Below are 14758 nucleotides of genomic sequence, written 5' to 3' on the forward strand. Positions count from 1 at the left end.
AGTACACGTCGTATGCCTTTCAGGAGGCTGCCCACAAAAAAGGCATTATCACAAGCATGTCGCGCCGAGGCAACTGCTTTGATAATGCCGTCATTGAATCCTTCCATTCCTCGCTAAAGTCGGAAGGATTCCGCACCCCGAAAGGGGTGCCCCTAACATTTCCAATTATACTAGAAAACGTGCAGACGTACATGTATTATTACAACTATCAGCGACCCTTGACGAAATTAGCCTTCCACACGCCGGTGGAATACCGGACGGCAGAAGGCTAACGGCTAGGTGCTTTATCTTGTCTCATATTTCTAGGTCAGTGCAACCTGAGCTGAAGGTTTTTATGTGTATGAGTGCCTGGATTATGTTATAAACGGCGTAAAGGATAAAAAAGGGGCAGGTAATGATGAGTGAACATCTCCGCCGGGCAGAAGCCACGTTTTTAGAGCAGTACAGCGACTGGCTCCAGATGGTACAGGAAAGCATGATACAGGTGACAGGCTTTTACCGGGAAGGTTTTGAAGAAAACGGCGACCGGCTGCTCGACAGCACGACCAGGGAATCCTCGCTTTTTTCCTCGCAGACGGTGACAATGGCGTATCTGTTCGGCCAGGAGGAGGAATGGAAGCAGGATCTGGAAGCCTTCGAGCAGGCAACCGAAGAAGTACGAAGTCTTATAGAGGCAGAAACGATGAGCAGTGCCGAGAAGATGCGCTACGTCGCTTCGGTGTATATGCCGGTGCTTGAACGCTGGAAGCTTCGGGTGACAGCGCTCGCAAGCAAATAAACAGGCAGGGACGGGGCCCCTGCCTGTTTTTATTCGTCACTGCCCTGTTCGGAAAGAGGCGGCAGCCCAAGCCTCTGTTCCAGCGTCGGAAGAGAGCCGTGCTCGATGATCCAATTCGCCGGCTGACGGTCAGGATACATGAGCTCGGAAATACTCTGGCCTTCAATCTGGTTGAACCGTTCGCCTTCCTCCCACTCCTGCAGATTTTCAAAGTTCAGCTCTTCCGCCGTAGCGACGACGTTGGAAGGCGCGCTGATCGTCTGCTCATTGTTCACTTCATTATAGGTAAACGTGAGAGACTGGATGGATGAGGAGGTCTGCGGGTTCTGGCTGTTATTCATAGCAATTTGAAAATCTGCCTGAATGCTTTTTGTCTCCATTGAATCCTTATCGATAGTAATAGTGTAAACAGTGTCTTCCAGGTTTCCGGCAAACAGCATGTCGTCAATCAAGCTGTCAAAGTCTTCATTGGTGAAGCTGACCGTGCTTTTAACGAGCTCGCGCATTTGATCGGAACGGCCGCGGGCCTCAATCACGTATTCCGACTCCCGTTCGTCCAGCTGAAAATCTGCAGCATAGGCGTCGATCAGCTCCAGCACAGCCGCCGGTTCTCCGATGGATTGGCTTGAAGCGCTCAAATCGCTGGTGAATTCATCCGGATACTTGATCCATTCTTCTTCTGCAGAATCATACGTGAAAAAGCCTTCGGCTGTCAGGTAGCGCTCGATTTCCTTCGGCTCCTGTTCTGTTGTCTGCAGCGTCGAAGACTCATGGTAGGCGAACGGGTCAGTGCCAACCTCCACATGGGAGGTGAGTTCATTGGTCACCGGGTCTTCCTGAGCCGGGCCGATTGTCTGGTCCATGTTTATATCAATAGAATAACGGTTTAATTCCTGCATATAGTCAATACTTTCAGAAAGAACCTCATCAGAAGCCGGTTCCTCATCTGAAGCTTGGTTTTCCGTGGGATCTGGTTCATTGTCAATGGATGAACATCCTATCGGAAGGACGAGACTTAAAGAAACGAGAAGTACGCCAAATGACTTCCTCATGGAACCTCCGACCTCCATCTAAAATTCGTTTTACATATTTTCTAAGAATACCACACTTTTACACAAAAAAGAATAAGACCTCGTTCATGATTGTCTTCCACCGCTTTCCAGAGAGGGGAAGCAGGAGGTGGCTGTGTGGAGAGAAAGCTCTCTCAATAGTAAGAGACCATAAGAAAGAAACCCGGCGGATGCCGGGCTTCTGGTGCCCGCGACGGCCGCTTAGACAAGGGGAGCGGCGCCCGGGCGGACAGAACAGTGTGGGAGGTTGCTGCTGTCAGAGGTATAAGGGGAAATATGTAGAAGAGAGAGCAGCCGAAGTGCTGCTGCCTGGTACTATCATATGTCCCGGGGCCCCGGAATACAAGAGGACACGCCCGTTTAGGCTTTATTTTAAAATAGGAGTGCTCCTTAGTGTCCTATTCTAAAATAGGAAGCAATTGATTTGTGAAAGAGCAGAATAATAAATGAAAAATGCGGGTATAGAACAAACGATGCATATTCCGCATGAAAGGGAGTAATGATTGTATGTTTGGAAAAATATATATTAACGGTGAATGGAAACAAGCAGACGAAGGCACCATTGAGGTTGTGAACCCGGCAAACGGAGAAGTGGTGGGAGAGACTGCAAACGCAGGCGAAGCGGAAACGAAAGAGGCGATCAATGCTGCCCATGAGGCGTTTGATTCCTGGTCGAACACAACAGCATACGAACGCGCAGACATTCTTCGCAAGATTCACACCCTTATGATGGAGCGCCAGAATGAACTCGGTGAACTGCTGACAAAGGAAATGGGCAAACCATTGGCGGAGGCTAAAGGGGAAGTAGCCTATGCGGCTTCTTTCATTGAATGGTATGCGGACGAAGCGAAACGTGTGTACGGCGAGACCATCCCATCCGGATCGGAAAACAAGCGGCTGATGGTGATTCACCAGCCGGTCGGCGTCGTCGGTGCGATTACGCCGTGGAATTTCCCGCAGGCGATGATTACCCGTAAAGTCGGACCGGCCCTCGCCGCAGGCTGCACAATCGTACTGAAGCCGGCAAAGAATACGCCGCTGTCCGCCGTGCGTTTCGTAGAGATCTGCGAAGAAGCGGGCGTGCCTAAAGGCGTAATCAACCTGGTTACCGGCCAGAGCTCCTCGGCGATCGGCAATGAATTGATGTCGAACGAAAAAGTCCGCAAGGTCACCTTTACCGGCTCCACCGAAGTCGGAAGCAACTTAATGGAGCAGGGCGCGCAGGATATTAAAAAGCTGTCGCTTGAACTCGGCGGGCATGCGCCGGCACTTGTTCTCGACGATGCGGATATCGAAAAAGCGGTCAAGGGCGTCGTAGCATCGAAATTCCGCGCATCCGGCCAGACGTGCATTTGCGTCAACCGTGTGTATGCCGATGAAAAGGTATATGAAGAGTTTGTCGAAAAATTTGCGAATGCATGCAAGGATCTGAAGGTCGGCGACGGCATGGACGAAGACGTGAAGGTTGGCCCGCTGATTGATAAAGACGCTTACGATAAAGTCGAGCGCCACGTGCAGGATGCTGTCGATAAAGGCGCGAAAGTCGTAACGGGCGGCAACGGTTATGAAAAGAATGGCGGCTACTACTTTGAACCGACCGTGCTCCGCGACGTCAACCATGACATGATCATCATGCACGAAGAAACATTCGGACCGGTGGCACCGGTGCAGAAAATTATAAGTGACGAAGAAGGCGTCAAGCTGGCGAACACCACACCGTTTGGTCTTGCTTCGTACTTCTTTACCGAAAACATGTCCCGGGGTATGAAAGTTGCCGAAGGACTCGAATACGGTATTGTCGGCTGGAATGATGGCGGACCATCGGCGGCCCAGGCGCCGTTTGGCGGCTGGAAGCAGAGTGGTGTCGGACGCGAAGGCGGCCGTCAGGGTATCATGCCGTTTCTCGAAACGAAATATATTTCGATGGGATTATAATAGAAACAGAGGCTGCGCCGGACTGCTCCGGTGCAGCTTTTTTATGAGAATGAATAATTCAGCGCTTACAATTAAAAGGCTTTTATCTGTTTCATAAGTCCTGAGACCCTGTTGTTATGCCACATTCTTTTCACTTTTTAAAAAAATTTTGTTGTTTGAAAAGGATTCTGCAAAAGGAATATAGAAAGTAGACACATAACGATAAGGAGGGGTTCACTTGATGAACTTTAACATTCGCGGGGAAAACTTAGAGGTGACTCCAGCTCTTCGAGGTTACGTAGAAAAGAAAGTGAGCAAGCTTGAACGTTACTTTGATACAACCCCTGTGGCGGACGTCCATGTGAATATGGAAGTTCAAAACAGCGAGAAAATTTTAGAAGTGACCATCCCTATGCCGCAGCTGCTCCTCCGTGCAGAAGAGACGCATACGGATATGTATGCGGCGATCGATCTTGCGACGGACAAGCTCGAACGGCAGATTCGAAAATATAAAACAAAAGTAAACCGCAAGTTCCGCCAAAACGGTAAAACATCGGAAGTATTTAAAACCAATATTGAAGAATTGAATGATGAAATTGCCAATGGCGGGGTAAAAGAAGCTCCGCTGACGGATGAAGTGACCGAAGAGGACGACGGCCTTGAAATCGTCCGGACCAAACGGTTTAATTTAAAGCCGATGGATACGGAAGAAGCGATCCTTCAAATGGATATGCTCGGCCACAACTTTTTCGTCTTCGCTAATTCGGTCAGCGGTGACACGTCAGTCGTATACAAACGCCGTGACGGGCGCTACGGCCTGATTGAGCCGGAAGAATAATTATATGAGTTAACAGACCCTGCGCGGATAATGCGCAGGGTCTGTTTTGGTTTTACCGCGAGCACGGGTTCGCGTTGTAACAATAGCGGAATACTGTTAAAATATACGGTGATGCTTAGAAATACAACGATTCATTTATATATATAAAAATACAGATAAATCAGGCTTCGGGCCCCTTATTAACAATTAAAACAACTATGCGCGTCAATCGTATTTCGGCTAGATGGTACGAAAGAGAGGACGATGATTAAACCATGAGAGGTTTATTGAAGAAAGTTATCGGAGACACCAACCAAAAATATGTAAAAAAACTGGAGAAAAAAGCGGAAAAAATAGAGGCTTTTTATGAAGACATCCAGGTTTTGAGCGATGAGGACCTTGTCCGTAAGACCGAAGAGTTTAAAGAACGCTATCAGCAGGGGGAAAAGCTTGAACAGCTGCTTCCGGAAGCCTATGCGGTGGTCGCAGAAGCGTCGACACGCGTGCTCGGAATGACTCCCTTCCGCGTCCAGCTGATGGGTGCCATCGTATTAAACGACGGTGATATCGCGGAGATGAAAACCGGGGAAGGGAAAACCCTGGTCGCAACCATGCCTGTCTACTTAAACGCCATTACCGGCAAAGGCGTGCACGTTGTTACCGTCAACGACTATCTGGCCAAGCGTGACAGTGAAACTCTGGGAGAGCTTTACCAGTTCCTCGGGTTGACCGTCGGCCTGAATTTAAAGGACATGAGCAAGGAAGCGAAGCGGGAAGCCTATCTGGCTGATATTACGTATGGGACCAACAACGAGTTCGGCTTTGATTACCTTAGGGACAATATGGTTCTGTACAAAGAGCAGATGGTGCAGCGCCCTCTTCATTTTGCCCTCGTCGACGAAGTGGACTCAATTTTGATCGACGAAGCGAGAACACCACTGATCATTTCGGGCTCGGTGGAGCAGTCGACCAAGCTGTACGCGGCAGCTAACGTGTTTGTGAGCCGGCTCAAAGAAGAGCGGGACTACACGCTCGATGAAAAAACAAAAACAGTGCTTTTAACCGATGAAGGCGTTACCCGGGCGGAAAAAGCGTTTCAAATAGAGAATTTGTACGACCAGCAGCACGTGCAGCTGCTGCACCACATCAATCAGGGGTTAAAAGCTCATGTGACAATGCACCGCGACGAGGACTACGTAGTCCAGGACGGCAAAGTGGTCATTGTAGACCAGTTTACCGGTCGTCTGATGGCCGGCCGCCGGTACAGTGAAGGTCTCCACCAGGCGATTGAAGCGAAGGAAGGCATGCGCGTGCAGAAGGAAAGCATGACGCTCGCCTCGATTACGTTCCAGAACTACTTCCGGATGTATCAGAAGCTTGCCGGGATGACCGGTACAGCGAAAACGGAAGAAGAAGAGTTCCGCAATATTTACGGAACAGACGTCATTTCGATTCCAACCAATCAGCCGGTCGTCCGCGAAGACAAATCCGATTTGATCTTCAAGACCCGGGAAGCGAAATACCGGGCGGCAGCCGAAAAGATCGCTGAATTGTACGAAACCGGCCAGCCTGTTCTAGTCGGGACGGTAAACGTAGATACGTCGGAGCTGATCTCCCGGTATCTGAAAAAGAAAAACGTGCCGCACAACATTCTGAACGCGAAAAACCACGAAAACGAAGCGAAAATTATTGAAAACGCCGGCCAGCGCGGTGCGGTCACTATTGCGACCAACATGGCCGGGCGCGGTACCGATATCAAGCTCGGGGACGGAGTAGCGGACCTCGGCGGGCTGTTTGTCATTGGCACTGAACGGCACGAAAGCCGCCGGATTGACAACCAGCTGCGTGGCCGTGCCGGACGTCAGGGTGACCCGGGTGCTTCCCAGTTTTACCTGTCCATGGAAGACGAGCTGATGCGCAGATTCGGCTCAGATAACATGCGCGGCATGATGGAGCGCCTTGGCATGGATGAAGATCAGCCGATCGAAAGCAAGCTGGTCACCCGTGCTGTAGAACAGTCCCAAAAGCGGGTGGAAGGCGCGAACTATGATTCCCGTAAGCAGATTCTGCAGTACGATGACGTCATGCGCGAACAGCGTGATATTATCTATGCCCAGCGGATGGAAGTGCTCGAGTCGGACAACCTGCGTGATATTGTGCTCCGTATGCTTGAGTCCACGGTGAAAAATATTGTTGCAGCCTATACCCCGGTGGAGCAGGTGCCGGAGGACTGGGATCTTGAGGGCATGCTTCATTACCTGAATACCACCGTGCTGAATGAAGGCGATTTGACAGAGCAGGACGTTAAAGGTCTTGAGCAGGAAGAAGTTATCGACAAGGTATGGGAAACAGCAAAAGGTAACTACGAAGCAAAAGAGCAGGAATTTGACGAAGAATCCATGCGTGAGTTCGAAAAAGTGCTGCTCCTCCGGTCGGTGGACCGGAAGTGGATGAACCATATCGATCAGATGGACCAGCTCCGCCAGGGCATTCACCTGCGGGCCTACGGCCAGAATGACCCGCTTCGGGAATACAAATTTGAAGGCTTTAACATGTTTGAGGATATGGTGGCTTCGATTGAAGAAGAAGTCGCTACGTACGTCATCAAATCGGAAGTCAACGAAGAGAACCTGCAGCGCCAGGAAGTCGCTAAAGGAAAAGCAGTGCGCCAGGACGAACAGGAAGCAGAAGAAGAGCAGCCGAAAAACAAAAAGAAATCAGCGCCGGCAAACGGCAACCGGAAAATGCCGGTGCCGAACAAACGGTAATAAGAAACGAAAAACGGGAGGGACAGGCCCCGAAGTGCTCAGCTTCGGGCTTTTTCCTTGCCACCTACATTCAGAAAGGGGATTTCTTACATGGATATGGCAGAAATTCGAAACGAACTTGAAAATATGGCTAAGCGATTAGCGGACTTCAGGGGGTCTCTTTGACTTCGATGCCAAGAAGGAGCGCATCAGCGAACTCGAAGAAAAGATGACTCACCCCGGCTTCTGGGATGACCAGGACGCCTCCAAAAAAGTTATTGATGAAAATAATGCGTTAAAGGATATTACTGAAGGCTACCGCGTGCTTGAAGAGCAGCATGAAAATCTCGAGGTTTCCTATGAGCTTGTAAAGGAAGAAGACGATGAAGATTTAAAAGAAGAGCTCGAATCAGGCACGAAGCAGCTGAAAAAAGATATTAACGATTTTGAACTGCAGATGCTTCTCAGCGAGCCGTATGATAAAAACAACGCCATACTGGAGCTGCACCCCGGCGCCGGCGGCACGGAATCCCAGGACTGGGCGTCCATGCTGCTCAGAATGTACACCCGCTGGGCGGAAAAGAAAAACTATACGGTGGAAACCCTGGATTATCTTCCCGGGGACGAAGCCGGTCTGAAAAGCGTCACCATGATGATCAAGGGCTACAATGCCTACGGCTTTCTGAAAGCGGAAAAAGGGGTGCACCGGCTCGTGCGGATTTCCCCGTTTGACTCCTCGGGGCGCCGGCATACCTCATTTGTTTCCTGCGAAGTCATGCCGGAAATGGAAGATTCCGTGGAGGTGGAAGTGCGGACGGAGGATTTGAGAATCGATACGTACCGTGCAAGCGGTGCCGGCGGGCAGCACGTAAACACGACGGACTCCGCAGTGCGGATCACCCACCTGCCGACAAACATTATCGTTACCTGCCAAAACGAGCGGTCCCAGCTGAAAAACCGGGACCAGGCGATGAAAATGCTGCGGGCCAAGCTGTATCAGCGCCAGATTGAAGAGCGTCAGCAGGAAATGGATGAAATCCGCGGAGAACAGAAAGAAATCGGCTGGGGAAGCCAGATCCGTTCTTATGTTTTCCATCCGTACAACATGGTAAAAGACCATCGGACGAATGTAGAGATGGGAAACACGCAGTCAGTAATGGACGGTAATCTTGATCCGTTCATCGATGAATACCTGCGTGCAAGCATGAAAGTATAACAGAGGGCAAAATCAGCAGCCTGCGTTCGCGCAGGCTCTTTTTACGTCAAACCAAAAGGAGGGACTGTAATGGTAAACCGAAGAAGAAAACCAATGTCAAAAACGGCGTTGAAATGGGTCAACGGGTTCCAGATCTTTATCGGAACGGCTGTAGTAGCTATTTCATATAACGCTTTTTTACTGCCTAACTCGATCGCGTCCGGAGGGGTAAGCGGTTTTGCGACCCTGCTCGAGGCCTCATTGAATGTAGAACCGGCTATAACGATAGGGATCACCAACGTCCTCCTTTTCATCCTCGGTCTCCTGCTTCTTGGAGGCCTCCAATACGGGGCAAAAACGATAATTGGAACGCTGTTTTTGCCGTTTATTGTTTATTTCACGAGAAACTGGGATATCGGTATCGATGACCCGCTGCTTGGTGCGTTGTTTGGCGGAATCGGAGTGGGCTTTGGGCTCGGACTGGTGTTTCGGGCCAGTGCTTCGACCGGAGGCACGGATCTTTTAGCCCAAATCATTCATAAATACGCCGGAGGGACGCTCGGCACATCGGTCTTTATTATGGACGGACTGATTGTTACGGGCTCGGCATTCATCTTTGGCCTGGAGTTCGCGCTGTATGCCCTTATTTCATTATTTGTTACGGGAAGAACCATTGATGTCGTGCAGACCGGTCTGGGCTATGCCAAAGTGGCGTTTGTAATTACAAAGCACGAAGAAACGGTGCGTCAATCTATCTTAAAAGAAGTGGACCGCGGGGTAACCAAACTCGAAGGCCGGGGAGGCTTTACCAATGATACGCGGCCGGTGCTAATGTGTGTCGTCAACCGGGGGGAAGTTACCCGCCTGAAGCGTGTGATCCAGCTGCAGGATCCCGAAGCCTTTGTGGTCGTCAGCAACGCTTCAGAGGTGCTTGGCCAGGGATTTGAGAATCAGGGAAACTCTGTGTAAAAAACGGAAGCGCCAACATTGTGTTTCAGAATCATAGAAGTTCATGCTACACTAAAGAAAAGTGGAAAGGCGCTGCTAGGAGTCTTCTCCGGCTGGCGGTTCTCTGCCTGGATCTGCCAAAAGGCAGAGAAGGCAGAGAAAGACAACGGAAGAAGCGACTGCGCCTTGGAACTGGACAATAAGAAAAGCGCAGAGCGTTCGGTCAAAAAAGGAAGTTCGATGAAGGACGTCACGATTGTGACACCATCGAACTGACCTGCTTCGCAGGCCCCAGGGCGGCTCGCTGTTTTCGATCCGGAGGAACAGCCCGCGAAGCTGATTCCTCTTTCGTATAGTCTATGATTTGGTTATGACTTTAATAAAGCTGGAGTGAAATAGATGAAGAAAAACATCAAAGTGACGGCAGCAATTCTGGTCACAGCAGCGGCAGCCGGGACTGGAGGCGCAGTCGTAGGTGCTTCTGTCTGGGGAGGGGAGTCGGGCACTTCCTCACCTGCACTGTCCGAATCCGGTTCGGACAGCGGAACGCAAAATGTGTCAGAGGAAGACTTAAATAAAATCAGTTCTGTGTACGATCTGATCGACTCCGAATACATGACAGAAGTGGATGATGATGCGTTGGTGCAGGGGGCTATCGAAGGGATGATCGGAGAACTCGATGATCCTCACTCCAGCTACATGAGCGAAAGCACAGCACAGGAATTCACGCAGTCGCTGGATTCCTCCTTTGAAGGCATTGGGGCTGAAGTAAATAAATCCGGAGACGCAGTAACGATCGTTTCTCCGATCGAAGATTCTCCGGCGGAAGCTGCCGGACTGCAGCCAAATGATGATATTTTGGAAATTAACGGAGAAAGCACAGAAAACCTTGAACTCAATGAAGCGGTTCTGAAAATCCGCGGAGAAAAAGGAACGGACGTGAATCTCACTGTTCAGCGCGGAAGCGGCGACCCTTTTAATGTTGAAGTGGAGCGCGACGAAATTCCGATCGAAACCGTCGAAGGTGAAGTGATTGAGCAGGATGGCGAAAGCATCGGTTATTTGAATGTATCGTCATTTTCTGAAAATACAGCCGATGAATTCGAAACCCAGCTCGAGCAGGTGGAGAGTGAAAACATTGACGGCCTGGTGATCGATGTGCGCGGGAACCCAGGCGGTTATTTGAACGCGGTAGAGGATATCGGCGACATGATCATTCCGGGCGGAGAGCCTGTGGTGGAAATTGAAGACCGTGAAGGCACGATATCAGAAGTGACCTCCTCTTTAGAGGAGAACAAAGACTATCCGGTGGTTGGCGTGATTGACCAGGGAAGTGTGTCTGCTTCTGAAATTCTGGCGGCTGCGATGAAGGAGTCCGGAGGTTTTGAACTGGTAGGGCAGACCACCTACGGCAAAGGAACAGTCCAGCAGGTGATGGAGCTCGATGATGGAAGCGACGTAAAGCTGTCTGTCTCTAAATGGCTGACTCCGGATGGAAACTGGATTAATGAAGAAGGCGTGGAGCCGACCATTGAGCAGGAGCAGCCGGACTATTTCCAGGCATCTATTTTGTCCATTGATGAAGCCCTGGAGCCGGATACGACTGGAGACAACATTGCCACCGCACAAACGCTCTTAAAAGGAGCCGGATTTGACCCGGGTCGTGAGGACGGATACTACAGCGAAGAAACAGAAGCGGCGGTACAAAATTTCCAGGAGGAACAGGAAGGTTTAGAAGCCACTGGGACGCTGACGCCGGAAACAGCAGACGCGCTGAATGATTTTGTGCTTGAAAATGTCCAGAACAGGGACAACGACAAACAGCTGCAGCGCGCGCTTGATACAGTCACAGAGCAATAAATGAAGGCTGGATGATACCGGTGGCCGGGTTCTGCCCGGTCCAAAGAAAAGGGGGAAATAGTGGATGCAGGGAATAATCGGGGAAATTGGTCCCGCGTTAGCGTGGTTTTTTCTGAACCCGCTGACTTACATAATGATAGCAGCCATGCTTATGATTGGTTATCTTCGGGTGAAAAGAGAACGGAAAATGTTTTATGCAAAAATGTATCCAATGCTGATGGAATTGACGATGAGTGTCATTCCGGCAATAGTAATCGCTGCTTTTGTGTCGGTCATCACCATTGTTACGGGCATTTCACTGCCTCTTGGAGCAGTCCTGCTTGCGATGGTGATCAGTGCCCTGCTGGCAGTGTCAGGCCTGCACCGCTGGCTGACCGCTCTGCACGTATGGGGAACGGCGTTTTTAGCTGCTCTGGCACTGGATGCTGCCGGGGTCGCGGTACCGTTTTTCTCTGCCGGCGCCTGGCTCGGAAACGGCTTTGATGCTTTTTCTCTGATGGTCTGGATCGCAGTGCTCACGCTCGCAGAAGGAATACTGATTGTCTGGAACGGGACCAGGTTTTTTTCTCCGCTGCGGACAGTGAGCCGCCGCGGCAAGCCAATTGGAGGCCAGATTACGCACCGTCTCTGGATGCTCCCGGTTTTTCTGTTTATTCCTGGAAGCGCTGTTGAAGCGGGAGGCTGGTGGCCGCTCCTTCCCGGCGGTACTGCTTTTTCCCTTCTTTTGCTGCCGGTAGTGATCGGCATACGTATGAAAACCTTCGACCGTCTAGCAGCCGTGCAGGTGCGCTCGGCCGGATGGTGGGTTGTACGAATCGCTGTCCTTGCCGGCGCCGGCGCAGCACTTGCTTATTTTTACAGCGGATGGATTATTCCGGTAATTACGGCTGTTTTGATTCTGCTGCGGGAATGGGTAACCATTGCTGCCAGCAGTTCAGCTAAAAGTAATTTTCTTTATACGCTCCGCGGCGACGGCATATCCGTACTCGCTGTTCTGCCGGAATCTCCGGCAGACCGCATGCATATTAAAGCGGGAGAAGTCATCCGGCGTGTGAACAGCGAAAAGGTATATGATGAAGCGAGCCTTTACCGGGCGGTGCAGAAAAATTCCGCCTACTGCCGGCTGGATGTGGAAGATATTAACGGAGAGCTCCGCCAGGCGCAGGCGGCGCTTTACAGCAACCAGCACCATCAGCTTGGAATATTGATGATTAATAAAGAACGAACGGCACCGGAAAGCATGCATACGGCCCAGTAAAACAGAACCCCCCTGCCGGGTTCTGTTTTTTGTATGATGCAGGGGAAATGTCGTTTTCTTTGCAATTACAGGGGAGTGGAGTACAATAATAATAGCGAATATACGTTCGTTTTTATGTTGTTTCTTTCCAATCTTCATGTGGTATAGTAAATAGACATATGACCGGAACGCAGACAGGAAGTGAGGGACTAATATGAACGAAACATTTGAACTGGCGAGTAGATATAATCCGGCGGGCGACCAGCCGCAGGCGATTGAAAAGCTGGTTCAAGGGTTAAAAGACGGCAAAAGATACCAGACGCTGCTCGGAGCGACAGGGACCGGCAAAACGTTCACAGTATCCAATGTGTTAACGGAAGTGAACCGGCCGACGCTTGTTATGGCGCATAATAAGACGCTCGCCGGGCAGTTATATAATGAATTTAAAGAAATGTTTCCAAACAATGCGGTAGAATACTTTGTGAGCTATTACGACTACTATCAGCCGGAGGCCTACGTACCGCAGACGGACCAGTTTATTGAAAAAGACGCGAGCATTAATGATGAAATTGATAAACTAAGGCACTCGGCGACGAGCGCCTTATTTGAGCGGGAAGATGTTATTATTGTGGCCAGCGTTTCCTGCATTTATGGTCTCGGCTCACCGGAGGATTACAGGGATCTGATGCTTTCACTCCGTACGGGGATGGAGATCGAACGGGACCAGATTCTCCGGAAGCTTGTGGACATTCAATACGAGCGTAACGACATTAATTTCGTGCGCGGAACGTTTCGCGTGCGCGGCGATGTGATCGAAATTTTCCCGGCATCAAGAGAAGAGCACTGCATTCGTGTTGAAATGTTTGGCGATGAAATCGACCGGATCACCGAGGTGGACGCCTTAACCGGCGAAGTTATCGGTGAACGTTCACACGCTGCAATTTTCCCGGCTTCCCACTTTGTGACGCGGGAAGAAAAAATGGAGCGGGCCATTAAAAATATTCAGCAGGAGCTTCAGGAGCAGCTCGAAAAGTTCCGGGCGGACGGCCGGGAGCTTGAAGCACAGCGGCTCGAACAGCGGACTAATTATGACCTCGAAATGATGCAGGAAATGGGCTTTTGCTCCGGCATCGAGAACTATTCGAGGCATCTGACCTTCCGGAACCCCGGGGATGCCCCTTATACATTGATTGACTATTTTCCGGATGACTTTTTACTCGTAGTGGACGAGTCCCACGTTACGCTTCCGCAGGTGCGCGGCATGTACAACGGGGACCAGGCAAGAAAGCAGGTGCTCGTGGACCACGGCTTCCGTCTTCCGTCCGCGATGGACAACCGTCCGTTGAAATTTGATGAATTTGAAGGGCGGATCAACCAGGCGATGTTTATTTCCGCAACGCCGGGTCCGTATGAGCTTGAACACGCTCCGGAAGTCATTGAACAGATTATCCGGCCGACCGGGCTGCTCGACCCGACAGTGGAAGTGAAGCCGATTGAAGGACAGATCGATGACTTGATCGGGGAAATTCATGAGCGGCGGGAACAAAATGAGCGGGTGCTCGTGACGACGCTCACGAAGAAAATGGCAGAGGATCTGACCAACTATTTAAAAGAGCTCGGCATCCGGGTGAAGTATCTGCACTCAGACATTAAAACGCTCGAGAGGATCGACATTATCCGCCAGCTCCGACTCGGCCAGTTTGACGTTCTGGTCGGCATTAACCTCCTCCGGGAAGGGCTCGATATTCCGGAAGTGTCGCTGATTGGCATTCTGGATGCAGACAAGGAAGGCTTTTTGCGCGCCGAACGCTCTCTTATCCAGACAATGGGTCGTGCTGCCCGGAACGACCGCGGGCATGTTATTATGTACGCAGACAAAATCACGCGTTCGATGGACGTGGCGATCAGTGAAACGAACCGCCGCCGCGAGATCCAGATAGCGCATAATGAAAAATACGGCATTACACCGAAAACAATTCAAAAAGAAATCCCTGCCCTTATTCAGGCAACGGTCAGCTCAGAGGATTCATCCGATATTGATAAACCAGCTCTTGATAAAATGAGCAAGACGGAGCGGAAAAAAGTAATCGACCAGATGGAAGACGAAATGAAACAGGCAGCCAAAGACCTGCAGTTTGAACGCGCAGCGGAACTGCGCGATATGGTATTAGAACTTAAAGCGGAAGGATGAC

12 protein-coding genes are annotated in these 14758 nt (G+C 50.6%); 11 read left to right on the forward strand and 1 reads right to left on the reverse strand.

The window, feature by feature from the left end; genetic code table 11:
• Both G548_RS0109130 and G548_RS0109135 read left to right on the forward strand, forming a co-directional pair.
• Window positions 1-272 (forward strand): integrase core domain-containing protein (locus tag G548_RS0109130; RefSeq protein ID WP_022793847.1); only part of this gene is annotated, 272 nt, incomplete at its 5' end.
• 122 nt (window positions 273-394) lie between these two features.
• Complete coding sequence (locus tag G548_RS0109135; RefSeq protein WP_156847930.1) at window positions 395-778, forward strand: DUF8042 domain-containing protein; 384 nt, start codon at window positions 395-397, stop codon at window positions 776-778.
• Between the two features lie 29 nt (window positions 779-807).
• On the opposite strand, the gene G548_RS0109140 is transcribed toward G548_RS0109135, so the two are convergent.
• Window positions 808-1830, reverse strand: a complete 1023-nt coding sequence (locus G548_RS0109140; protein ID WP_022793849.1) for a DUF6612 family protein — start codon at window positions 1828-1830, stop codon at window positions 808-810.
• A 525-nt stretch (window positions 1831-2355) separates the two neighbouring features.
• On the opposite strand from G548_RS0109140, the gene G548_RS0109145 reads away from it, so the two are divergent.
• The 9 genes from G548_RS0109145 (at window position 2356) to uvrB (ending at window position 14757) form a co-directional block, all read left to right on the forward strand.
• Entirely contained in the window at window positions 2356-3783 is a 1428-nt protein-coding gene (locus tag G548_RS0109145; protein ID WP_022793850.1) for an NAD-dependent succinate-semialdehyde dehydrogenase, read from the forward strand.
• A 220-nt stretch (window positions 3784-4003) separates the two neighbouring features.
• On the forward strand, window positions 4004-4600 hold the full coding sequence (gene hpf, locus G548_RS0109150) for a ribosome hibernation-promoting factor, HPF/YfiA family (RefSeq protein ID WP_022793851.1): 597 nt from the start codon (window positions 4004-4006) through the stop codon (window positions 4598-4600).
• Between the two features lie 254 nt (window positions 4601-4854).
• The gene (secA, locus tag G548_RS17805; RefSeq protein WP_022793852.1) at window positions 4855-7347 is read left to right on the forward strand and encodes a preprotein translocase subunit SecA; all 2493 of its coding nucleotides are present in this window, start codon (window positions 4855-4857) and stop codon (window positions 7345-7347) included.
• Between the two features lie 90 nt (window positions 7348-7437).
• Window positions 7438-8542, forward strand: a protein-coding gene (gene prfB / locus G548_RS0109160; protein ID WP_156847931.1) for a peptide chain release factor 2 whose coding sequence is annotated in 2 segments (ribosomal slippage) — window positions 7438-7509 and window positions 7511-8542 — 1104 coding nt in all. Because the reading frame shifts where the segments join, the coding sequence is not laid out codon by codon here.
• Between the two features lie 69 nt (window positions 8543-8611).
• Entirely contained in the window at window positions 8612-9490 is an 879-nt protein-coding gene (locus tag G548_RS0109165) for a YitT family protein (protein ID WP_022793854.1), read from the forward strand.
• A gap of 18 nt (window positions 9491-9508) precedes the next feature.
• Entirely contained in the window at window positions 9509-9745 is a 237-nt protein-coding gene (locus G548_RS0109170; protein WP_022793855.1) for a hypothetical protein, read from the forward strand.
• A gap of 123 nt (window positions 9746-9868) precedes the next feature.
• Complete coding sequence (locus G548_RS0109175) at window positions 9869-11329, forward strand: S41 family peptidase (protein WP_022793856.1); 1461 nt, start codon at window positions 9869-9871, stop codon at window positions 11327-11329.
• Window positions 11330-11393: 64 nt separating this feature from the next.
• Window positions 11394-12587, forward strand: coding sequence for a PDZ domain-containing protein (locus tag G548_RS0109180; protein ID WP_022793857.1), 1194 nt, complete (start codon window positions 11394-11396; stop codon window positions 12585-12587).
• A gap of 193 nt (window positions 12588-12780) precedes the next feature.
• Entirely contained in the window at window positions 12781-14757 is a 1977-nt protein-coding gene (gene uvrB / locus G548_RS0109185; protein WP_022793858.1) for an excinuclease ABC subunit UvrB, read from the forward strand.
• The last annotated feature ends 1 nt before the right edge of the window (window position 14758 follow it).

Source organism: Marinococcus halotolerans DSM 16375 (genome assembly GCF_000420725.1).
In the GTDB taxonomy this organism is placed as follows: Bacteria; Bacillota; Bacilli; order Bacillales; family Marinococcaceae; genus Marinococcus; species Marinococcus halotolerans.

Excerpts from the sequence above, each read along its gene's own strand:
- G548_RS0109140 (WP_022793849.1), bottom strand. The coding sequence starts at position 1,830 with ATGAGGAAGTCATTTGGCGTACTTCTCGTTTCTTTAAGTCTCGTCCTT.
- G548_RS0109145 (WP_022793850.1), top strand. The coding sequence starts at position 2,356 with ATGTTTGGAAAAATATATATTAACGGTGAATGGAAACAAGCAGACGAA.
- uvrB (WP_022793858.1), top strand. The coding sequence starts at position 12,781 with ATGAACGAAACATTTGAACTGGCGAGTAGATATAATCCGGCGGGCGAC.
- G548_RS0109175 (WP_022793856.1), top strand. The coding sequence starts at position 9,869 with ATGAAGAAAAACATCAAAGTGACGGCAGCAATTCTGGTCACAGCAGCG.
- G548_RS0109180 (WP_022793857.1), top strand. The coding sequence starts at position 11,394 with ATGCAGGGAATAATCGGGGAAATTGGTCCCGCGTTAGCGTGGTTTTTT.
- hpf (WP_022793851.1), top strand. The coding sequence starts at position 4,004 with ATGAACTTTAACATTCGCGGGGAAAACTTAGAGGTGACTCCAGCTCTT.
- G548_RS0109135 (WP_156847930.1), top strand. The coding sequence starts at position 395 with ATGATGAGTGAACATCTCCGCCGGGCAGAAGCCACGTTTTTAGAGCAG.
- G548_RS0109165 (WP_022793854.1), top strand. The coding sequence starts at position 8,612 with ATGGTAAACCGAAGAAGAAAACCAATGTCAAAAACGGCGTTGAAATGG.
- secA (WP_022793852.1), top strand. The coding sequence starts at position 4,855 with ATGAGAGGTTTATTGAAGAAAGTTATCGGAGACACCAACCAAAAATAT.